This is a genomic window from Pseudomonas sp. 43(2021), from assembly GCF_017490805.1.
Taxonomy (GTDB): Bacteria; Pseudomonadota; Gammaproteobacteria; order Pseudomonadales; family Pseudomonadaceae; genus Aquipseudomonas.
Genome location: NZ_JAFGYJ010000026.1, coordinates 1 through 13,966 on the forward strand (window position 1 = coordinate 1; position 13,966 = coordinate 13,966).

At 65.1% G+C, this 13,966-nt stretch carries 16 protein-coding genes; 3 read left to right on the forward strand and 13 right to left on the reverse strand.

The annotated features are described in order from the left end of the window. Positions 1-68: 68 nt before the first annotated feature. Positions 69-254 (reverse strand): hypothetical protein, encoded by a 186-nt coding sequence (locus J5M71_RS20705; RefSeq protein ID WP_207836089.1) that lies wholly within the window; start codon positions 252-254, stop codon positions 69-71. A gap of 223 nt (positions 255-477) precedes the next feature. Here J5M71_RS20705 and J5M71_RS20710 point away from each other — a divergent pair, with 223 nt between their 5' ends. Next, positions 478-864 carry a VOC family protein gene (locus tag J5M71_RS20710; RefSeq protein ID WP_207836092.1) on the forward strand — a complete coding sequence of 129 codons (387 nt, stop codon included), beginning with the start codon at positions 478-480 and terminating at the stop codon, positions 862-864. An 8-nt stretch (positions 865-872) separates the two neighbouring features. On the opposite strand, the gene J5M71_RS20715 is transcribed toward J5M71_RS20710, so the two are convergent. From J5M71_RS20715 to J5M71_RS20745, 7 genes are read right to left on the reverse strand one after another with little or no spacing between them, the layout of a single operon-like run. After that, a complete protein-coding gene (locus tag J5M71_RS20715) occupies positions 873-2,240 on the reverse strand; it encodes an ATP-binding protein (RefSeq protein WP_207836095.1) in 1,368 nt (455 codons plus the stop codon). Continuing rightward, positions 2,237-2,899, reverse strand: coding sequence for a response regulator (locus J5M71_RS20720; RefSeq protein ID WP_207836097.1), 663 nt, complete (start codon positions 2,897-2,899; stop codon positions 2,237-2,239). The genes J5M71_RS20715 and J5M71_RS20720 overlap by 4 nt, the downstream gene beginning before the upstream one ends. A gap of 2 nt (positions 2,900-2,901) precedes the next feature. Next, positions 2,902-3,543: a tetratricopeptide repeat protein gene (locus J5M71_RS20725; RefSeq protein ID WP_207836099.1), complete on the reverse strand. Its 642-nt coding sequence runs from the start codon at positions 3,541-3,543 to the stop codon at positions 2,902-2,904. After that, complete coding sequence (locus J5M71_RS20730) at positions 3,540-4,346, reverse strand: SDR family oxidoreductase (protein ID WP_207836103.1); 807 nt, start codon at positions 4,344-4,346, stop codon at positions 3,540-3,542. Before J5M71_RS20730 ends, J5M71_RS20725 begins: the two co-directional genes overlap by 4 nt. Beyond that, entirely contained in the window at positions 4,333-5,013 is a 681-nt protein-coding gene (locus J5M71_RS20735; protein WP_207836108.1) for an iron-containing redox enzyme family protein, read from the reverse strand. The genes J5M71_RS20730 and J5M71_RS20735 overlap by 14 nt, the downstream gene beginning before the upstream one ends. Before the next feature lie 14 nt (positions 5,014-5,027). Then, complete coding sequence (locus J5M71_RS20740) at positions 5,028-6,488, reverse strand: AMP-binding protein (RefSeq protein ID WP_207836111.1); 1,461 nt, start codon at positions 6,486-6,488, stop codon at positions 5,028-5,030. Further along, positions 6,478-7,155, reverse strand: a complete 678-nt coding sequence (locus J5M71_RS20745) for a thermostable hemolysin (protein WP_207836113.1) — start codon at positions 7,153-7,155, stop codon at positions 6,478-6,480. The genes J5M71_RS20740 and J5M71_RS20745 overlap by 11 nt, the downstream gene beginning before the upstream one ends. 111 nt (positions 7,156-7,266) lie before the next feature. Between J5M71_RS20745 and J5M71_RS20750 the strand changes: the two genes are divergently transcribed. After that, positions 7,267-7,836 carry a hypothetical protein gene (locus J5M71_RS20750; protein ID WP_207836116.1) on the forward strand — a complete coding sequence of 190 codons (570 nt, stop codon included), beginning with the start codon at positions 7,267-7,269 and terminating at the stop codon, positions 7,834-7,836. Positions 7,837-7,903: 67 nt separating this feature from the next. On the opposite strand, the gene J5M71_RS20755 is transcribed toward J5M71_RS20750, so the two are convergent. Then, a complete protein-coding gene (locus J5M71_RS20755; RefSeq protein ID WP_207836119.1) occupies positions 7,904-9,580 on the reverse strand; it encodes an MFS transporter in 1,677 nt (558 codons plus the stop codon). A gap of 198 nt (positions 9,581-9,778) precedes the next feature. On the opposite strand from J5M71_RS20755, the gene J5M71_RS20760 reads away from it, so the two are divergent. Then, entirely contained in the window at positions 9,779-10,465 is a 687-nt protein-coding gene (locus J5M71_RS20760) for an AraC family transcriptional regulator (RefSeq protein ID WP_207836122.1), read from the forward strand. Here the strand turns inward: J5M71_RS20760 and J5M71_RS20765 are convergent. The 4 genes from J5M71_RS20765 to J5M71_RS20780 form a co-directional block, all read right to left on the reverse strand. Further along, positions 10,448-11,329, reverse strand: a complete 882-nt coding sequence (locus J5M71_RS20765; protein ID WP_207836124.1) for a sterol desaturase family protein — start codon at positions 11,327-11,329, stop codon at positions 10,448-10,450. The two genes, J5M71_RS20760 and J5M71_RS20765, sit on opposite strands and share 18 nt — an antisense overlap. 123 nt (positions 11,330-11,452) lie before the next feature. Further along, complete coding sequence (locus J5M71_RS20770; RefSeq protein ID WP_207836127.1) at positions 11,453-12,232, reverse strand: alpha/beta hydrolase; 780 nt, start codon at positions 12,230-12,232, stop codon at positions 11,453-11,455. Continuing rightward, on the reverse strand, positions 12,229-12,654 hold the full coding sequence (locus J5M71_RS20775) for a VOC family protein (protein WP_207836130.1): 426 nt from the start codon (positions 12,652-12,654) through the stop codon (positions 12,229-12,231). Before J5M71_RS20775 ends, J5M71_RS20770 begins: the two co-directional genes overlap by 4 nt. Before the next feature lie 148 nt (positions 12,655-12,802). Continuing rightward, positions 12,803-13,729 carry an alpha/beta fold hydrolase gene (locus J5M71_RS20780; protein ID WP_207836139.1) on the reverse strand — a complete coding sequence of 309 codons (927 nt, stop codon included), beginning with the start codon at positions 13,727-13,729 and terminating at the stop codon, positions 12,803-12,805. Between the last annotated feature and the right edge of the window lie 237 nt (positions 13,730-13,966).

Below are 13,966 nucleotides of genomic sequence, written 5' to 3' on the forward strand. Positions count from 1 at the left end.
GATGAAGGATTTACCTATGGCTTGGGCAGGTTTTTTGTAGGGGGGACGCCTTGCGCCCCCCCTGCGTACTACTCGAAGTCGACATTCGTCGGCACACAGTCGTCGCCGATCAGTTTGTACTCTGGCGCGCATGCCATGCCGACCACAGGGCCTACCCCACGCTTGCGCCTGGACAGTGTCTCCTGAGGTTCCGGGTGATCCATTAGATCGTGGTCATCGCGAGCTGGCAGTTCATTCATCGATTCTTCTTGCATGGTCATGACTCCTGGCTTGGTTGATTACGCCCGACCAACGTTAATGACCGTTCAGCTCGCAGCCCATCTGGAAACACAGCCCGCCCCACCAGCCCCGTAAAGGCGATCAGCTGCAGCAGCGCATGTTCCTTGCAGGTGCCACCTGCTCGAGCGTTGCCACTGGTCAAATGCCCCCGAACGGCTTTACTGATACTTATCGACCCCATGCATACGGTGTGCGTTCATGAAGATCATAGTCACCAGCATCCTCGTCGACGACCAGGCCAAAGCCCTGGCTTTCTACCACTACGTACTCGGTTTCGAGCCCAAGCACGACGTCCCCATGGGCCGGCACCGCTGGCTGACCCTCACCTCCCCCAACGACCCCAACGGCGTCGAGTTGCTGCTGGAGCCCGACGCACACCCGGCTGCCAAGGTATACAAGGCCGCGCTCAGGCAGGACGGCATCCCTGCCACCTCGTTCGGCGTGCGTGACATCCAGGCCGAATATACCCGGCTGTGCGCGGCGGGCGTGCAGTTCACCCAGCCGCCCACCCCCATGGGGCCCGTCACCGTGGCGGTGTTCGATGACACCTGCGGCAACCTGATCCAGATCACCCAGAAACACTAGGTGTACGTTTATGGCCCCACGGGCAGGCGCAGGGTCGCGCGCAACCCGTGTGGTAGCTGATTGCGCAACTGCACATTGCCACCCAGGCGCTTCATGATGGTGCTGACGATCGACAACCCCAGCCCGGCGCCATTGGTCGAACCCTTGCTGTAGAAACGCTCGAATACCCGCTGCTGGTCTGCCACGGCGATGCCCGGCCCTTCGTCGTCGACGCTGATCAGCAGGGCTTGCCCTTCACGCTGCAGCGTCACGGTGACCCTCCCCCCCGCTGGCGAATGGTCCACGGCATTGGTCACCAGGTTCTGCAAGGCAATGCCCAGCGCGCCAGCGTCGGTGTGCACGTGGTAGTCGCCTGCTGCGATGTCCAGCGAAGGCTCCAGCCCGCATTCCAGTATCCATGGAGTCAGCTCGGCCAGGGTCTCGGCCACCACTCCCTCCAGGTCAACCTGCGGCCAGGCACGCTGGCCGGGCCGTGGCTCCAGGCGGGCCAGGGTCAACAGCTGATTGACCACCCGGGCAAGGCGGTCGACACCGCCCATCAGGAACTGCAGAGCCTTGTCCCGCTCGGCCTCGCTGGCTGCATTGAGGGCGTTCTGCGCATGCAGGCGCAGGACGGCCAAGGGCGTGCGCATCTCGTGGGCGGCATCGGCGATGAAACGGTGCTCGCGGCGCAGCAGGTCGTCGATCTGCCCGAGCAGGCGGTTGATCGCCGCCTGCATCGGCTCCAGTTCCTTCGGCAGCGGTACCAGCTGCAACGGCTCGAGTGACTCGGCGTGGCGGGCGCGGATCACCTTGGCCATGTTCTGCAACGGCCGCAGTCCCCAGCCAATGGCCGCCCACACCAGCAAGGCCAGGGCCAGGCTGCCGAACAGGAATGGCAACAGCGTGTGCCGCACGATGCGCTCGATCAGGTCGTCACGCACGTCGTTGCGCTCACCCACCCAGATTACCCAGTGTTTTTCCGGCACCGGCAAGACGAAACTGCGCCAACGGTGCCCATCCATCACCATGTCGGCAAACCCCGGCGCCCGGGGCGGCTGCCCCAGCTGCGGGGCGCTGGGCGTGTGCACCAGCAAGCCGTTGTCGTCGGCCCATACCTGGAAGGCCAGCTTGCTCTCATAGCGGTGCCCTACCTTGTCCTGCCCGGCCTTGCTCAAGGCCTCGTCGAAGGCGCGGTATAACTCGTCACGGCTCTGTCCCTGCACCGGCAGGCTCATGATGCCCTGCAGCAGCCGCGCGTTCTGCGCCAGGTGGGCATCGTACACCTCGTTAATTTCGTGGCGGCTGTCGTGGTAGTTATACAGCGCCAGCAATCCGCTGCCGCCAAGCAACAGCAGCATCACCCGCCATAAGGTGCGTTGACGCAGCGAGCTCATGCCTTGACTTCCACCAGATAGCCGATCCCGCGTACGGTACGAATCAGGCCGTTGAACAGCTTTTTGCGCAGTTGGTAGATGTTCACTTCCAGGGTATTGCTCTCCGGCTCTTCATCCCATCCATACAACAACTGGGTCAACCGTTCACGGGTGAACACCTTGCCCGGCTGGGCCAGCAATTCGTGAAGCAGCAGGTACTCCTTGGGCGTGAGCACCACCGGCTGGCCCTGGTAGTGCACCTGTTGGCTGACCGGGTCCAGGCACACCCCGGCGTGTTCGATCAATACCCGCGCGCGGCCACTGCTACGACGCAGCAAGGCCCGCAAGCGGGCCTTGAGTTCGTTGAGGTCAAAGGGTTTCACCAGGTAGTCATCGGCGCCGGCATCCAGCCCGGCGATGCGGTCGTCGGTGGCGTCACGGGCGGTCAGCACCAGCACCGGCAGGCTCTTACCGGCCACGCGCAGGCGCCGCAGCAGCTCGATGCCGTCCAGGCGTGGCAAGCCCAGGTCGAGGATGGCCAGGTCGAACTCCTCGTGGCACAGGGCATGCAAGGCGCTGGCGCCATCCTGCAGCCAGTCGAGGGTATACCCCTCGCGGCGCAGGCCGTCACAGATGCCCTCCCCCAGCGCGGCGTCGTCTTCAACCAGCAGTAGGCGCATGCTCAATCCTGTTTGTCCTTGATCGCTTTGAGTAAAGCATCTATTTCACCACGGCGGCCCTGGTCAGCCAGCTCCCGCCCGGGGCGGGGCGGGGCCTGCAAGGCCTTTTGCAGGGCAGCACGGGCTTCGGCGTAGCGGTTCTGCCGGTACAGGTGGTCGGCCCAGAAGTAGTTGCTGTCGATACCCTCGGGGTTGATCGCCAATGCCTGGCGCAGCATGGCCTCGGCCTTGGTCTGGTCGCCGAAGCTCAGCGGCCAGCCGGGTACCTGATCGTACAGCGCACCCAGGCTGGTGTAGGCCGAGCCCTGCAGCGCCTTGGGGTCCATGGCCAGGGCCTTTTCCAGGCTGGTACGGGCGGCCTTGACCTTGCCCAGCGCGCCCAGCCCGCCGGTGGCACCGGCCCAACTGCTGTTGACGATGCCGTCCCAGATCAGCGGTTCGGCCGAGCCCGGGTGCTGGCGCACCAACGCCGCCGACTGCACCGCCAGGGCCTCGAACGCCCCGGCACGCTGGGCTTCGGGCAGGTTGTAGCGTATTACCGCCCAGCGCTGCTGGATGGCATTGAGTTGCTGGGTTCCGTTCTGGTCGAGGGCCCAGGTGAACGGGGCGATTGCCAGCAGGCTGGCCAGTATCAGACGCTTCATTTGCTCGACTCCTTGCTGTGCCAGGTGCTGTAGCGACGGATCAGCGGCAGTTGTTTGCGCAGGGCGCGGTCGACCACGCCCGGCAGCATGCCGTTAAGGCGCACGAAAAGTTTTTCCGGCCAGCCCAGGTACAGTTCGCTGCGCTCGGCCTGCACGGCATCGAGCACTGCCCGGGCGACATCCTGCGGGTCATCGACGCCTACCTTAAGCGCCTGGTTCAGGGCCTGCGCAGCGCTACTGTTCATCGTCGTGTGGGTGGTGCGCGGTGCGGCATATAGCACGTTCACCGAAGTGTCGGCCAGCTCGCGGCGCAGCGCCTCGGAAAACCCGCGCAAGGCAAACTTGCTGGCGCAGTAGGTGGCATAGCCGGGGTAGCCGATCGAGCCGTAGATCGAACCCACGTTCACCACCAGAGCACTGGGTTGCTCGCGCAGCAGCGGCAGGCACAGGCGGGTAAGCTGCACGGCGGCCTTGATGTTGAGATCGAACAACTCGTCCAGGGCCGCCTCGTCCATCTGTTCGAGCATGGCGAAGCGGTTGACCCCGGCAGCGTTGATCAACAGGTTGCAACAGCCCATCGCCCGCGCCGCTTCCAGCACGTCGCGGCGGCCTTCGGCGCTGCGCAGGTCGGCCTGCTGCCAAAGCAGTTGCCCAGGGTAGCGCACCATCAGCTCGGCCAGCTTGCCCTGTTGCCGGCTTACCGCCAGCACCCGGGCGCCGGCGCTGCACAGCTGGTCCGCCAACTCCAGGCCGATGCCACCGCTGGCGCCAGTGAGCACCGCCACGCAATCAGGCAAGCGCATGCTGTGCCTCCTGCTGCGCGGCACGCGGCAGCCCTTCGAACATGGCGGTGTAGAGGCGATACACAACCTTGGCGGCGTGGATTACCGCCTGCTGGTCCTCGGGCTGGTCCAGTCGGTTCATCAGCCCGCGGTAGGTGGCCATGTGGTCCTGGTCCAGGGCGCCGTGGGAACTCAGGTAGCTGAATGCCTGGTCCGGCAGGCCAAGGCTGCTCTGCAGGGTCCCGGCAGCCTGGGTGGCCAGGGCAATACTGGTGCCTTCGAGCACATTGACCATGCCGAACAGCCCGACCGGGTTACCACGGGCAATCTGGTCGTAGAGAAATGCCACCATCAGCTCGATGGGCAACGCCGGGCGGTCGCCCGCCACTTGCTGCGGATCACCACCGCAGGCGGCGATGTCATCGAGAATCCAGCGCTCGTGGCCGTACTCCTCCTCGATGTACTCGCACACTGCACCGCGCAGCCACTCCAGCCGTGCCGGCAAGCGGGCGCCGCAGGCCATCATCAATGGCACGGTGTGCCGCACGTGGTGGTAGGCCTGGGTGAGGAAGGCCACATAGGCCTCGAGGCTGGCCTTGCCGGCCAGCGCGTCGCGGATGACCGGGACGTTGAACAATGCCGTACGCTCGTCGGCGGTTTCCTGTTGCAGCATATCGAAGAAAAGCATGGCAACCTCGTCGCTCATTGAAGGTCGGATAGCAAGGACTGGTAACACCGCAGGATCTGTTCGCGGCGTGGCCGGCCATTGGCGGTCAGGGTTTGCCCGGCGGCACTCAAGGGCTCGGGCAAGCGCCGCCAGGCATGTACCCGGGCATAGTCCGGCAGCCCGGCATTGGCCTGGCGGACGGCCTGTTCCAGGGTGTGATCATTGGCCTGCGGGTCCAGCGGCCAGACCAGCGCCAGGTTGTGCGCCAGGCCCTCGCCATGAACGAACGCCTGGGCGATCACCCCGCCCTGGGTCAGTTCGGCCTCGACCCACTCGGGGTTGACGTTGCGCCCGAAGCTGGTGCTGTACTGGTGCTTCTTGCGCCCGGCCAGGTACAGGAAGCCGTCGCTGTCGAAGTGCCCCAGGTCACCGGTCGACAACCACGGCTCGCTGAAAGGTGGCTCGCCCAGGTAGCCGAGCAACGCCGAGCCGGCCACCTGCACCTCGCCATCTTCGGCAATGCGCACCTGCACATGCGGCAGCGGCCGCCCGACACTGCCCGGGCGCTGGCCGCCGGGGCGGTTGAGGCATACCACCGAGGCGCATTCGGACAAGCCGTAGCCCTCGAACACCGGTAGCCCGATGGCCGCGGCACGGGCCAGCAGGCTCGGCGCCACCCGCGCGCCGCCCACCGCCACGAAGCGCAACGGGCCAACTCGCATCAGGCCGCGTTCGATGGCGGTGACCAACCCAAGCAGCAGTTGCGGCACCAGGATCAGGCTTTCGGCACCACTCAAGGCAATGGCGCCCAGCAACTGCTTGAAGTCGACCTGGCTGGCACCGCGAAAACCCAGCTGCGCCTGCGGGTACAGGGCAATGCTCGCCCCGGCCAGCAGGGCCGCGTAAAGCCCCAGGTTTTCCAGCAGCACTGCCAGGGGCAAGACCGCCAGGTACTTGCCCGGCGCCGCAGACCGGCTGGCGGCCTCCAGTTCACGCGCTACCCGCAGCATGGCATCGGCGCTCAGGCATACGCCCTTGGGTGCACCGGTGCTGCCGGAGGTGTAGGTAATCTTCGCAGTACCCGGTGGCAAGGGTGCGCTCGCTGGCGGCTGCCGGCTCCAGAAACGCTCACCGGCACTGAAGCCGCTGGCGTGCAAGTCGTCAGCGAAGGCCTCATCGGCCAGCGCCAGCACCGCCCCGCTCTGCGCCAGGCAGTGGCGCCGCTGGGCACTGCTGAAGAACGCCGGCAGGATGACGATGGGACGCGCCGCGAACAGCGCCGCCAGGTCCCAGAACAGCGCCTCGGGGCCGTTCTCCAGGGCCAGGACGAAAGTGCCCGGTGGCTGCGCGCTCAACCAGGCCTGGCGGTGCTCGACCTCGTCCAGCAACTGTTGATAGGTGAATGACCCGGCAAGGCCCAGCAACGCCGGTTGCGCCCCTCGGTGGCGGGCATGCAGTTGCAACACGTCCCTGAACAGCTGGCATTCATGCAGCATGGCCGGCCTCCTGTACGCTCGCGGGCAAACCCAACCGCTCGAACACTCCGCCGCGGGCCAGGGCTTCATGGCCGTAGCCGATGCTGCCGACGAACACCTGCGGGTGCTGCGCGTAGTAACTGCCCCAACTGCCGGCGTCGCCGTTCAGCCGACCAGGGTCGGCCACGGCCAGCGCCGTGGGCACCAGGCCCAGGCGATGAAAGCTGTTGACCAGGGTCGCTGCCCCGGTGAAGGCCACCCACTGCAAGCCGCGGGCGGCCAGCAACCAGGTCACGGCAATGATCATGATCCGCGCACTGCCGGCGCTGAGTGCGGCCAGGTTACCCACTTCAACCAACTGCGCACGGCTCACCGGGCTGGTCGACAGCCGGGTCACGGCCACCTCCAGCGGTTCATCCAAGTAACGTTCGATGAAGGTCGGGCCACTGCTGGCCAGGCGTATACCGGCGGCGGCCATCAAGCGTCCATGGCTGTCGTGCAGGCCGAGCAGTTCGGGCAGGTAGTGCTGCACGTCGGCGTGGTGGGCGCAGGCAAAGCGGGCATGAATGAACTGCTCCAGCTCGTCGCGCCCAGGTTCCCCCGGGAGTTTCAGCGTCAAATGGGCAAGGCGATCGCCGTGGCTACCAATAGCCAGTGGAAACAGGTTGGAGCTGTCTGCCTGGGTCATGGCTGTCCCCCTTTCAGGTCAGGTGTTGGGGGCAGTATCCGGGGGCAATCTGAAGCCAATCTGAAGTGCTACATTTGCCATTGCCCTCATGCGCACCAACAAGGAAAACAGATGCGCCACGAATTCAGCGAAGTGCTCAATGACCTGGTCGACTACTTTCTGCTTGGCGATATCCAGCTGCTCGAGCGCTTCAAGCAACAACATGAACTGCCCGACGACCTGGCCCATGCGTTCACCCATGGCGACAGCGGCGACCAGGCCGTGCGCGAAGGTATCGTGCTGCCGCTGGCCGGGGTCGACAGCCTGCCCTACCGCATCCTGTTCACCCTGGACAGACACACCCCGGCCCTGCTCGAACCCGGCAGCCGCCTCAAGCACCGCCGCAATGGCTATGTGCTGCAGGTCGAGCACGGTGCGCTGATGCTGTACACCTGGCGTATCCTGCAGCACTTCACGCCCAAGACACTGGGTGACCTGATGGCGCGCTACCAGGTGCCGGGGCGGCCAATCATCGAGCTGGACAATGGCTGGTATGACGTGGAGGTGCTGGCGGGTGCACTGGTGCGGGACGGGTTGTACGAACCGGCATTCGAGTTCGTGTTGAAGAAGCGCTGGGGGCGGGGTGAGGCTGAGGGGGTGGATACCGGGTATGCCTTTGGGCTGCGTGGCTATTTCGACTGATGGGTTGCCAATACCGGCCTCTTCGCGGGTGAACCCGCGAAGAGGCCGGTACTGGCAGCCTAAACCTTCAGGTGTGGGTGATATCCCGGTCCTTGGTCTCCGGCAGGAAGAAAATCCCCAACACCGCCGTCATCACCGCAATCACGATCGGGTACCACAAGCCGTAATAGATATCCCCGGTCGCCGCCACCATGGCAAACGCCACCGTCGGCAGGAAACCGCCGAACCAGCCGTTGCCGATGTGGTAAGGCAGCGACATCGAGGTGTAACGGATACGCGCCGGGAACAGCTCCACCAGCCAGGCGGCGATCGGCCCGTAGACCATGGTCACGTAGACCACCAGCAAGGTCAGCAGCAACAGCACCATCGGGTAATGGATCTTCGCCGGGTCGGCCTTCTCCGGGTAGCCCGCCTCTTTCAACGCCCCGGTCAAGTTCGCGGTAAAGGCGTCGCTCTGCGCCTTGAAGTCCGCTGCCGCCAGGCTGCTGCCATCAAAGCTCGGCAGCACCCGCTCACCAATGCGGACCTGCGCCACGCTGCCTGGTTCGGCCGCTTCGTTGGTATAGGGGATGGCCCGCTTGGCCAGCAGGCTCTTGGCGATATCGCACGAACTGGTGAATTTGGCCTTGCCCACCGGGTCGAACTGGAACGCGCACTGGCCAGGATCGGCCATCACCACCACCGGGTTCTGCTCCTGGGCAACGAACACATCCGGGTTGCCGTACTGGGTCAGTGCCTTGAAGATCGGGAAGTAGGTCAGTGCGGCGATGATGCAGCCGGCCATGATGATTTTCTTGCGGCCGATGCGGTCGGACAGGCTGCCGAAGAAGATGAAGAACGGCGTGCCGATCAGCAGCGAACCGGCGATCAGCAGGTTGGCGGTCTGCGGCTCGATCTTGAGCATCTGCAACAGGAAGAACAGCGCATAGAACTGCCCGGTGTACCACACCACGGCCTGGCCGGCGGTACCGCCGAGCAGCGACATGATCACCACCTTGAGGTTGTCCCAGCGGGCGAACGCTTCGGTCAGCGGCGCCTTGGACGCCTTGCCCTCGGCCTTCATCTTCATGAACACCGGCGACTCGTTGAGTTGCATGCGGATGTATACCGAAATCGCCAGCAGCAGGATCGACAGCAGGAACGGCACCCGCCAGCCCCAGGCCTCGAACACCTCGTTACCCATGGCCGTGCGGCAGGCCATGATCACCAGCAGCGAGAGGAACAGCCCCAGGGTGGCCGTGGTCTGGATCCAGGCGGTGAAAAAGCCGCGCCGGCCTTTGGGTGCATGTTCGGCCACGTAGGTGGCCGCGCCGCCGTACTCGCCCCCCAATGCCAGGCCCTGCAGCAGGCGCAGGGTAACCAGGATGATCGGCGCGGCCACGCCGATCGTGGTGTAGCTGGGCAGCAGGCCCACCACGGCGGTGGACAGGCCCATGATGACAATAGTGATGAGGAAGGTGTACTTGCGCCCGATCATGTCGCCCAGGCGCCCGAACACGATGGCGCCGAACGGCCGCACGGCAAAGCCGGCGGCAAAGGCCAGCAAGGCGAAGATGAACGAGGTGGTTTCATTGACCCCGGCAAAGAAGTGCTTGGCGATGATCGCCGCCAGTGAGCCGTACAGGTAGAAGTCGTACCATTCGAAGACCGTCCCAAGGGACGAGGCGAAGATGACCTTGCGCTCCTCCCGGGTGATACCGCGTTGGGGCGCGCTGCCCGTGGATGTGCTGTCGAGAACCGCCATGGGGTGCCTCCGTCTTGTCGTTATGCAGGCCGGGAGCACCTCAAATCTTTTTCACCATCGCACCCAGGCCCTGGGGGACTTGCTTTGGATATGCGAAGCACGACGAGGCGGGCCGCCTCGGATCGCAGCAAGGTCACTGAAGCATAATAGGCTTTGCCGGGATATCCACTGGCATGACCAGGCGCACAAGAGGGCTGCATGAACGATAAGGCGACACAGGGCTGGCAAGGCGATATCTGGTTGGCGGGCGATCACTGCCTGCTGCTGGCCACGCTAGGCAAAACCGACAGCCACGCGCATTACGCGCACCAGGTATTGATCGGCCTCGGTGCGGATGTCGAGGTATGCCTGGGCGAGCAGCGCTATAGCGGCCAGCAGGTGGTCATCCCGTCGCAGCAACCACACGCCATCCTCAGCCATGGCATACCCTGCCTTACCTTGTTCGCCGAGCCCCTGGCGTTCGACGTGGCAGACCTGGCACAGGTCTGCGAGCAAGCCGGCAACAGCCCTGAGCAACTGGCCGAGTGCCTGCGGCAGTGGCCCCGCCGCCCGCTCGACCCGCGCCTGAGCAAAGCACTCAAGCGCATCCGTGCGCTGGACGAACGGGCCCTGCCGGCCTACGAACTGGCCAGTACCGCCGCGCTGTCGATCAGTCAGTTGGAGCGCCTGTTCAGCGGCACGCTGGAGCTGTCGGTACGGCGCCTGGTGCTGTGGCAGCGCCTGCGCGTGGCCCTGCAATTGGCGTTGGGCGGCGCCAGCCTGACCGAAGCAGCACTGCTGGCAGGGTTTGCCGACTCGGCGCATTTTACCCGCAGCGTGCGCCGTCAGTTCGGCATGCCCCCCGGCACCGCCTTGCGTCGACTGCGCCTACGCACGTTCGGCTAACGCCTGGCGCAGTGCTGCCGGCAGCAGGGCCGGTGGTTGCGCATCGCCGCTCACCCAAGGCTCACGCAGTTGCGCCAGGTAGGCCTGCGGATAATCCGGCCGGTCACCGATCCCCATGTCGTCATCTGCCAGCGCGTAGCCTGGCAAGTACAGCACCGTGCCAAGCAGACGGTCCCATAGCGGGAAGAACAGTGCGAAGTTGACGTCACCGGTGGTGCCGTACTTCAGGTGGTGCAGGCGGTGCACCGGCGCCCAGGCGAACACATGGCGCAAGCCGCCGATGCGCATGTCCACGTTGCCGTGCTGCAGCAACAACTGGATCGACACGCTGAACGCCAGCAGTGTAGCCACCTCGACAGGTAGGCCGAGCACCAGCAACGGCAGAGTCCCGCCCAGGGTTTCGAGCAGTTGGTGCACGGGGTGTTTCAGCAAGCCGTTGAAGCCGTACAGCCGGGTGACGCTGTGGTGTACCGCATGCAGCCGCCACAGCAGCGGGCTGCGGTGGCTGGCGTAATGCACCAGGGTGATGCCCAGGTCCGCTACCACGATTGCCAACAGCAACTGCAAGGCCAGCGGCCAATGGACGGGCCACAGGTCGGTTGCCGGGAGGCAGTTGGCCAGCAGTGGGATGGATGCCACGCTGGAGAGGGTCAGGCACTCGTTGACCAGGGCATGGCAAAGGTCACGTCGGCCCTCGCCTTGCGTCTGGTTCCAGGCGGTCTTGTAAGGGATGAGCCATTCGCAGGTGAATGACAGCAACACAGCGCTGGCCAGCAGTGGCAACAGCCACAGCGGGCGGGTTGCCAGCGCCAGTGCAGCGGCGATGAAACCGAAGAAGAACAATGGGGCGTAGAGGATACGCATGGGTGGCTCCAGGCAAGTTGGAGCCGCCAGTGTTGGCCCAGGGGCAAGGTGGGCGCTTGAACGAACGGCGCATGTAAGCCCCACGCGCGCCTACAGGGACCGTAGCCAGTTTCAAGCGAACGTTTAGCGCAAGAACTGTACGACCTCTGCCAATACCCGCTCAGCCTGCTCTCGGTGCGGTACATGCCCACAGCCCTGCAGCAACCGCATCACCCCCGGCCCGCCAGCCAGCGCCACCAGCCGTTCGGGATGTGCAGGCGAGCCGAACTCGTCGTTATCGCCATGCAGGCTCAACAGCGGGCAGCGTACCTGCGGCAGCACCTCATCCAGGCTCCAGCCGGCAAAGTCCTCGGCCAGCCAGTTGTCCACCCAGGCGCGCAATACCCACTCGGCCTTGTCGCCATGGTAGCGCTCCAGCCGTTGCAACTGCCCGGGTTCGGCAAACTGCCGGTCGGCCACGCGAATGCCTTCAAGGGTACGGGCCTCGACAAACGCCTGCGCCGATTCGGTAATCAGCCCCGTACAGTGGCTGGCGAAGGCCGCCGCACAGGCCACAGCCATGCCGCCGCCCACGCTGTGGCCGAAGACAATGAAATCGCCAATGCCAAAATACGCGCGCAACGCCGTGAACCCCTGCTGCGCCTCGCCCTCGACAAAGCCCAGGCGCAACCTGCCCGGGTGGGCGTCGGAGCGGCCAAAGCCCAGGCGGTCGTAGGCGATTACCCGATGCCCGGTGGTTTGCGCAAGCTGCGCCGGGAACTCGCGCCACAAGGCGACGCAACCCAGCGAATCATGCAGCAGGACGATCGGTGCACCCTGCGCCTGCAAAGGCGCCCATTCCTGGGCGAACAGCTTGCCTTGCGCGGTGTCGATCCAGTGCTCGCGGGTGTGCAGGTCAGTCATGGAGCCCTCGTTGCCAGTACCGGCCCTTTCAGCTCGACCTGGTTGCCGTCCGGGTCGTAGCAGTACAGCGACAGCCCCTCGCCTTCAGCGCCATAGCGCTTTTCGGCAGGTTCAACCTCAACCCCCGCGGCTTGCAGGTAGGCCTTCAGTGCCGGCTCATCGAACGGCTCGATGCGCAGGCAGAAATGGTGCAGGTTGCGCCCCTCGGCCCCCGGCGCCGCCCCGCCAGGCTGCCCCAGGGGACCGTCCAGGGTCACCAGGTCGATCATCGCCGTGCCGGTGGCCAGGTGGACCATACCCAGGTCTTCGCGCACGCGGCTGACCGTGCAGCCGAGCAGCTCGGTGTAGAAGGCAACGCTGCGCTCCAGGTCGCTGACCCGCAGAACGAGGTGGTCGATGTGCTTGATGGCGAATGGTCGCATGCCGGGGCTCCTTGTGGCTGCTGGATTCCTGTAGAGGATCGCTGCGAAGAATCAGCGCGGTGTATGGCACCGGCTGCGCCGGTGTTCGCGGCTAAAGCCGCTCCCACAGCCACCATAGCCCAGGTCCGCACGGCATGACCAGACTCACCTACTCGTTCACCAACCGTTGCAGCACGTCCCCTTCATGACGGGCCAGGATGCGCAACAATTGGTCGACCAGCGCCCGGTCCGGCGCATCCAGATGGAAGTGGTGCCCGCCCGGATGCCAGGAGATCTTCGCCTGGCTGGGCAAGGCCGCCTGGCGCCGGGTAAAGGCCTCACCGGTGAATGCCCCCTGGCGGCCGAACAGCAGGTACAACGGGCAACGGATCTGGCTGAGCAGGTCGCAGGCTTCGCGCTCGGTCAGCGGCATGGGCTCGGGCAGTACCAGGCGCGGGTCGTGGCGCCAGCAATAACCCTCGCCCAACTGCAGCAGGTCACGCAGCGCCAGCAGCCGTGCAGCCCCTTCCGACAGCTCGGTGTCCAGGCGCTCGCGGCGTTGCTCCAGGGCCGTTTCAAGGTCCTCGAAACGGTCGACGGCCGGCTCGGCAAAGCCCTGCAACTGACTGCGCTGCACCATGCGCTTGAGCCGGTAGGCCCGGGCCAGGTGTTGCACGCGATCATCCTCGGCCACCGTGAACGGTGCACCCATGCCGTCGAGGAAGGTCATGCTGGCGATACCGCTGGTCATGGCCGCCAGCAGCGACGCCACCCCGGTACCCATGCCATGCGCCAACACATGGAATTGCGCCAGCCCCAGGCTGTCGGTCACCGCCAGCATGTCCTCGGCATGTTCCCACAGGTAGTAGCCACTGTCGTGGCGACGATGGTCCGAACGGCCGTGGCCGACCAGGTCGGGGGCCACGACGAAGCAGCCCTCCAGCAACGGCCCCAGGCGTTCGAACGAGGCCGCATTATCCAGCCAGCCATGCACGGCCAGCACAGGAATGCCGTCTTCCGGCCCCCAAGTCCGTACCGCAATCTCAATACCGTCGAGGTCCAGCAGGTAATCCTTGGGACTGCATAGCGAATGCATCGTAGTTCTCCCTGACAGAGTGCCGACCTAAGGCCAGGCATCATGGCGCCGGCTCCACTGCAATGCGCCGGCGTCCCCACACAGCATGCCTACGCCATGCCGTAGTCCACCATCTCCCACCAGCCCTGCCCGCGCTGCTCCCCTACCGACGCTCTCGTGCACAGGACCGACCTGTGCATTCAACTAAATACCACCGCATGCCGAGCCGAATCCTTTCGACTGATGCCTCCACTGACC

What these genes read in the sequence shown, in the direction of transcription:
- J5M71_RS20705 (WP_207836089.1), bottom strand. Translation starts at nt 254, where the DNA reads ATGCAAGAAGAATCGATGAATGAACTGCCAGCTCGCGATGACCACGAT.
- J5M71_RS20710 (WP_207836092.1), top strand. Translation starts at nt 478, where the DNA reads ATGAAGATCATAGTCACCAGCATCCTCGTCGACGACCAGGCCAAAGCC.
- J5M71_RS20715 (WP_207836095.1), bottom strand. Translation starts at nt 2,240, where the DNA reads ATGAGCTCGCTGCGTCAACGCACCTTATGGCGGGTGATGCTGCTGTTG.
- J5M71_RS20720 (WP_207836097.1), bottom strand. Translation starts at nt 2,899, where the DNA reads ATGCGCCTACTGCTGGTTGAAGACGACGCCGCGCTGGGGGAGGGCATC.
- J5M71_RS20725 (WP_207836099.1), bottom strand. Translation starts at nt 3,543, where the DNA reads ATGAAGCGTCTGATACTGGCCAGCCTGCTGGCAATCGCCCCGTTCACC.
- J5M71_RS20730 (WP_207836103.1), bottom strand. Translation starts at nt 4,346, where the DNA reads ATGCGCTTGCCTGATTGCGTGGCGGTGCTCACTGGCGCCAGCGGTGGC.
- J5M71_RS20735 (WP_207836108.1), bottom strand. Translation starts at nt 5,013, where the DNA reads ATGCTTTTCTTCGATATGCTGCAACAGGAAACCGCCGACGAGCGTACG.
- J5M71_RS20740 (WP_207836111.1), bottom strand. Translation starts at nt 6,488, where the DNA reads ATGCTGCATGAATGCCAGCTGTTCAGGGACGTGTTGCAACTGCATGCC.
- J5M71_RS20745 (WP_207836113.1), bottom strand. Translation starts at nt 7,155, where the DNA reads ATGACCCAGGCAGACAGCTCCAACCTGTTTCCACTGGCTATTGGTAGC.
- J5M71_RS20750 (WP_207836116.1), top strand. Translation starts at nt 7,267, where the DNA reads ATGCGCCACGAATTCAGCGAAGTGCTCAATGACCTGGTCGACTACTTT.
- J5M71_RS20755 (WP_207836119.1), bottom strand. Translation starts at nt 9,580, where the DNA reads ATGGCGGTTCTCGACAGCACATCCACGGGCAGCGCGCCCCAACGCGGT.
- J5M71_RS20760 (WP_207836122.1), top strand. Translation starts at nt 9,779, where the DNA reads ATGAACGATAAGGCGACACAGGGCTGGCAAGGCGATATCTGGTTGGCG.
- J5M71_RS20765 (WP_207836124.1), bottom strand. Translation starts at nt 11,329, where the DNA reads ATGCGTATCCTCTACGCCCCATTGTTCTTCTTCGGTTTCATCGCCGCT.
- J5M71_RS20770 (WP_207836127.1), bottom strand. Translation starts at nt 12,232, where the DNA reads ATGACTGACCTGCACACCCGCGAGCACTGGATCGACACCGCGCAAGGC.
- J5M71_RS20775 (WP_207836130.1), bottom strand. Translation starts at nt 12,654, where the DNA reads ATGCGACCATTCGCCATCAAGCACATCGACCACCTCGTTCTGCGGGTC.
- J5M71_RS20780 (WP_207836139.1), bottom strand. Translation starts at nt 13,729, where the DNA reads ATGCATTCGCTATGCAGTCCCAAGGATTACCTGCTGGACCTCGACGGT.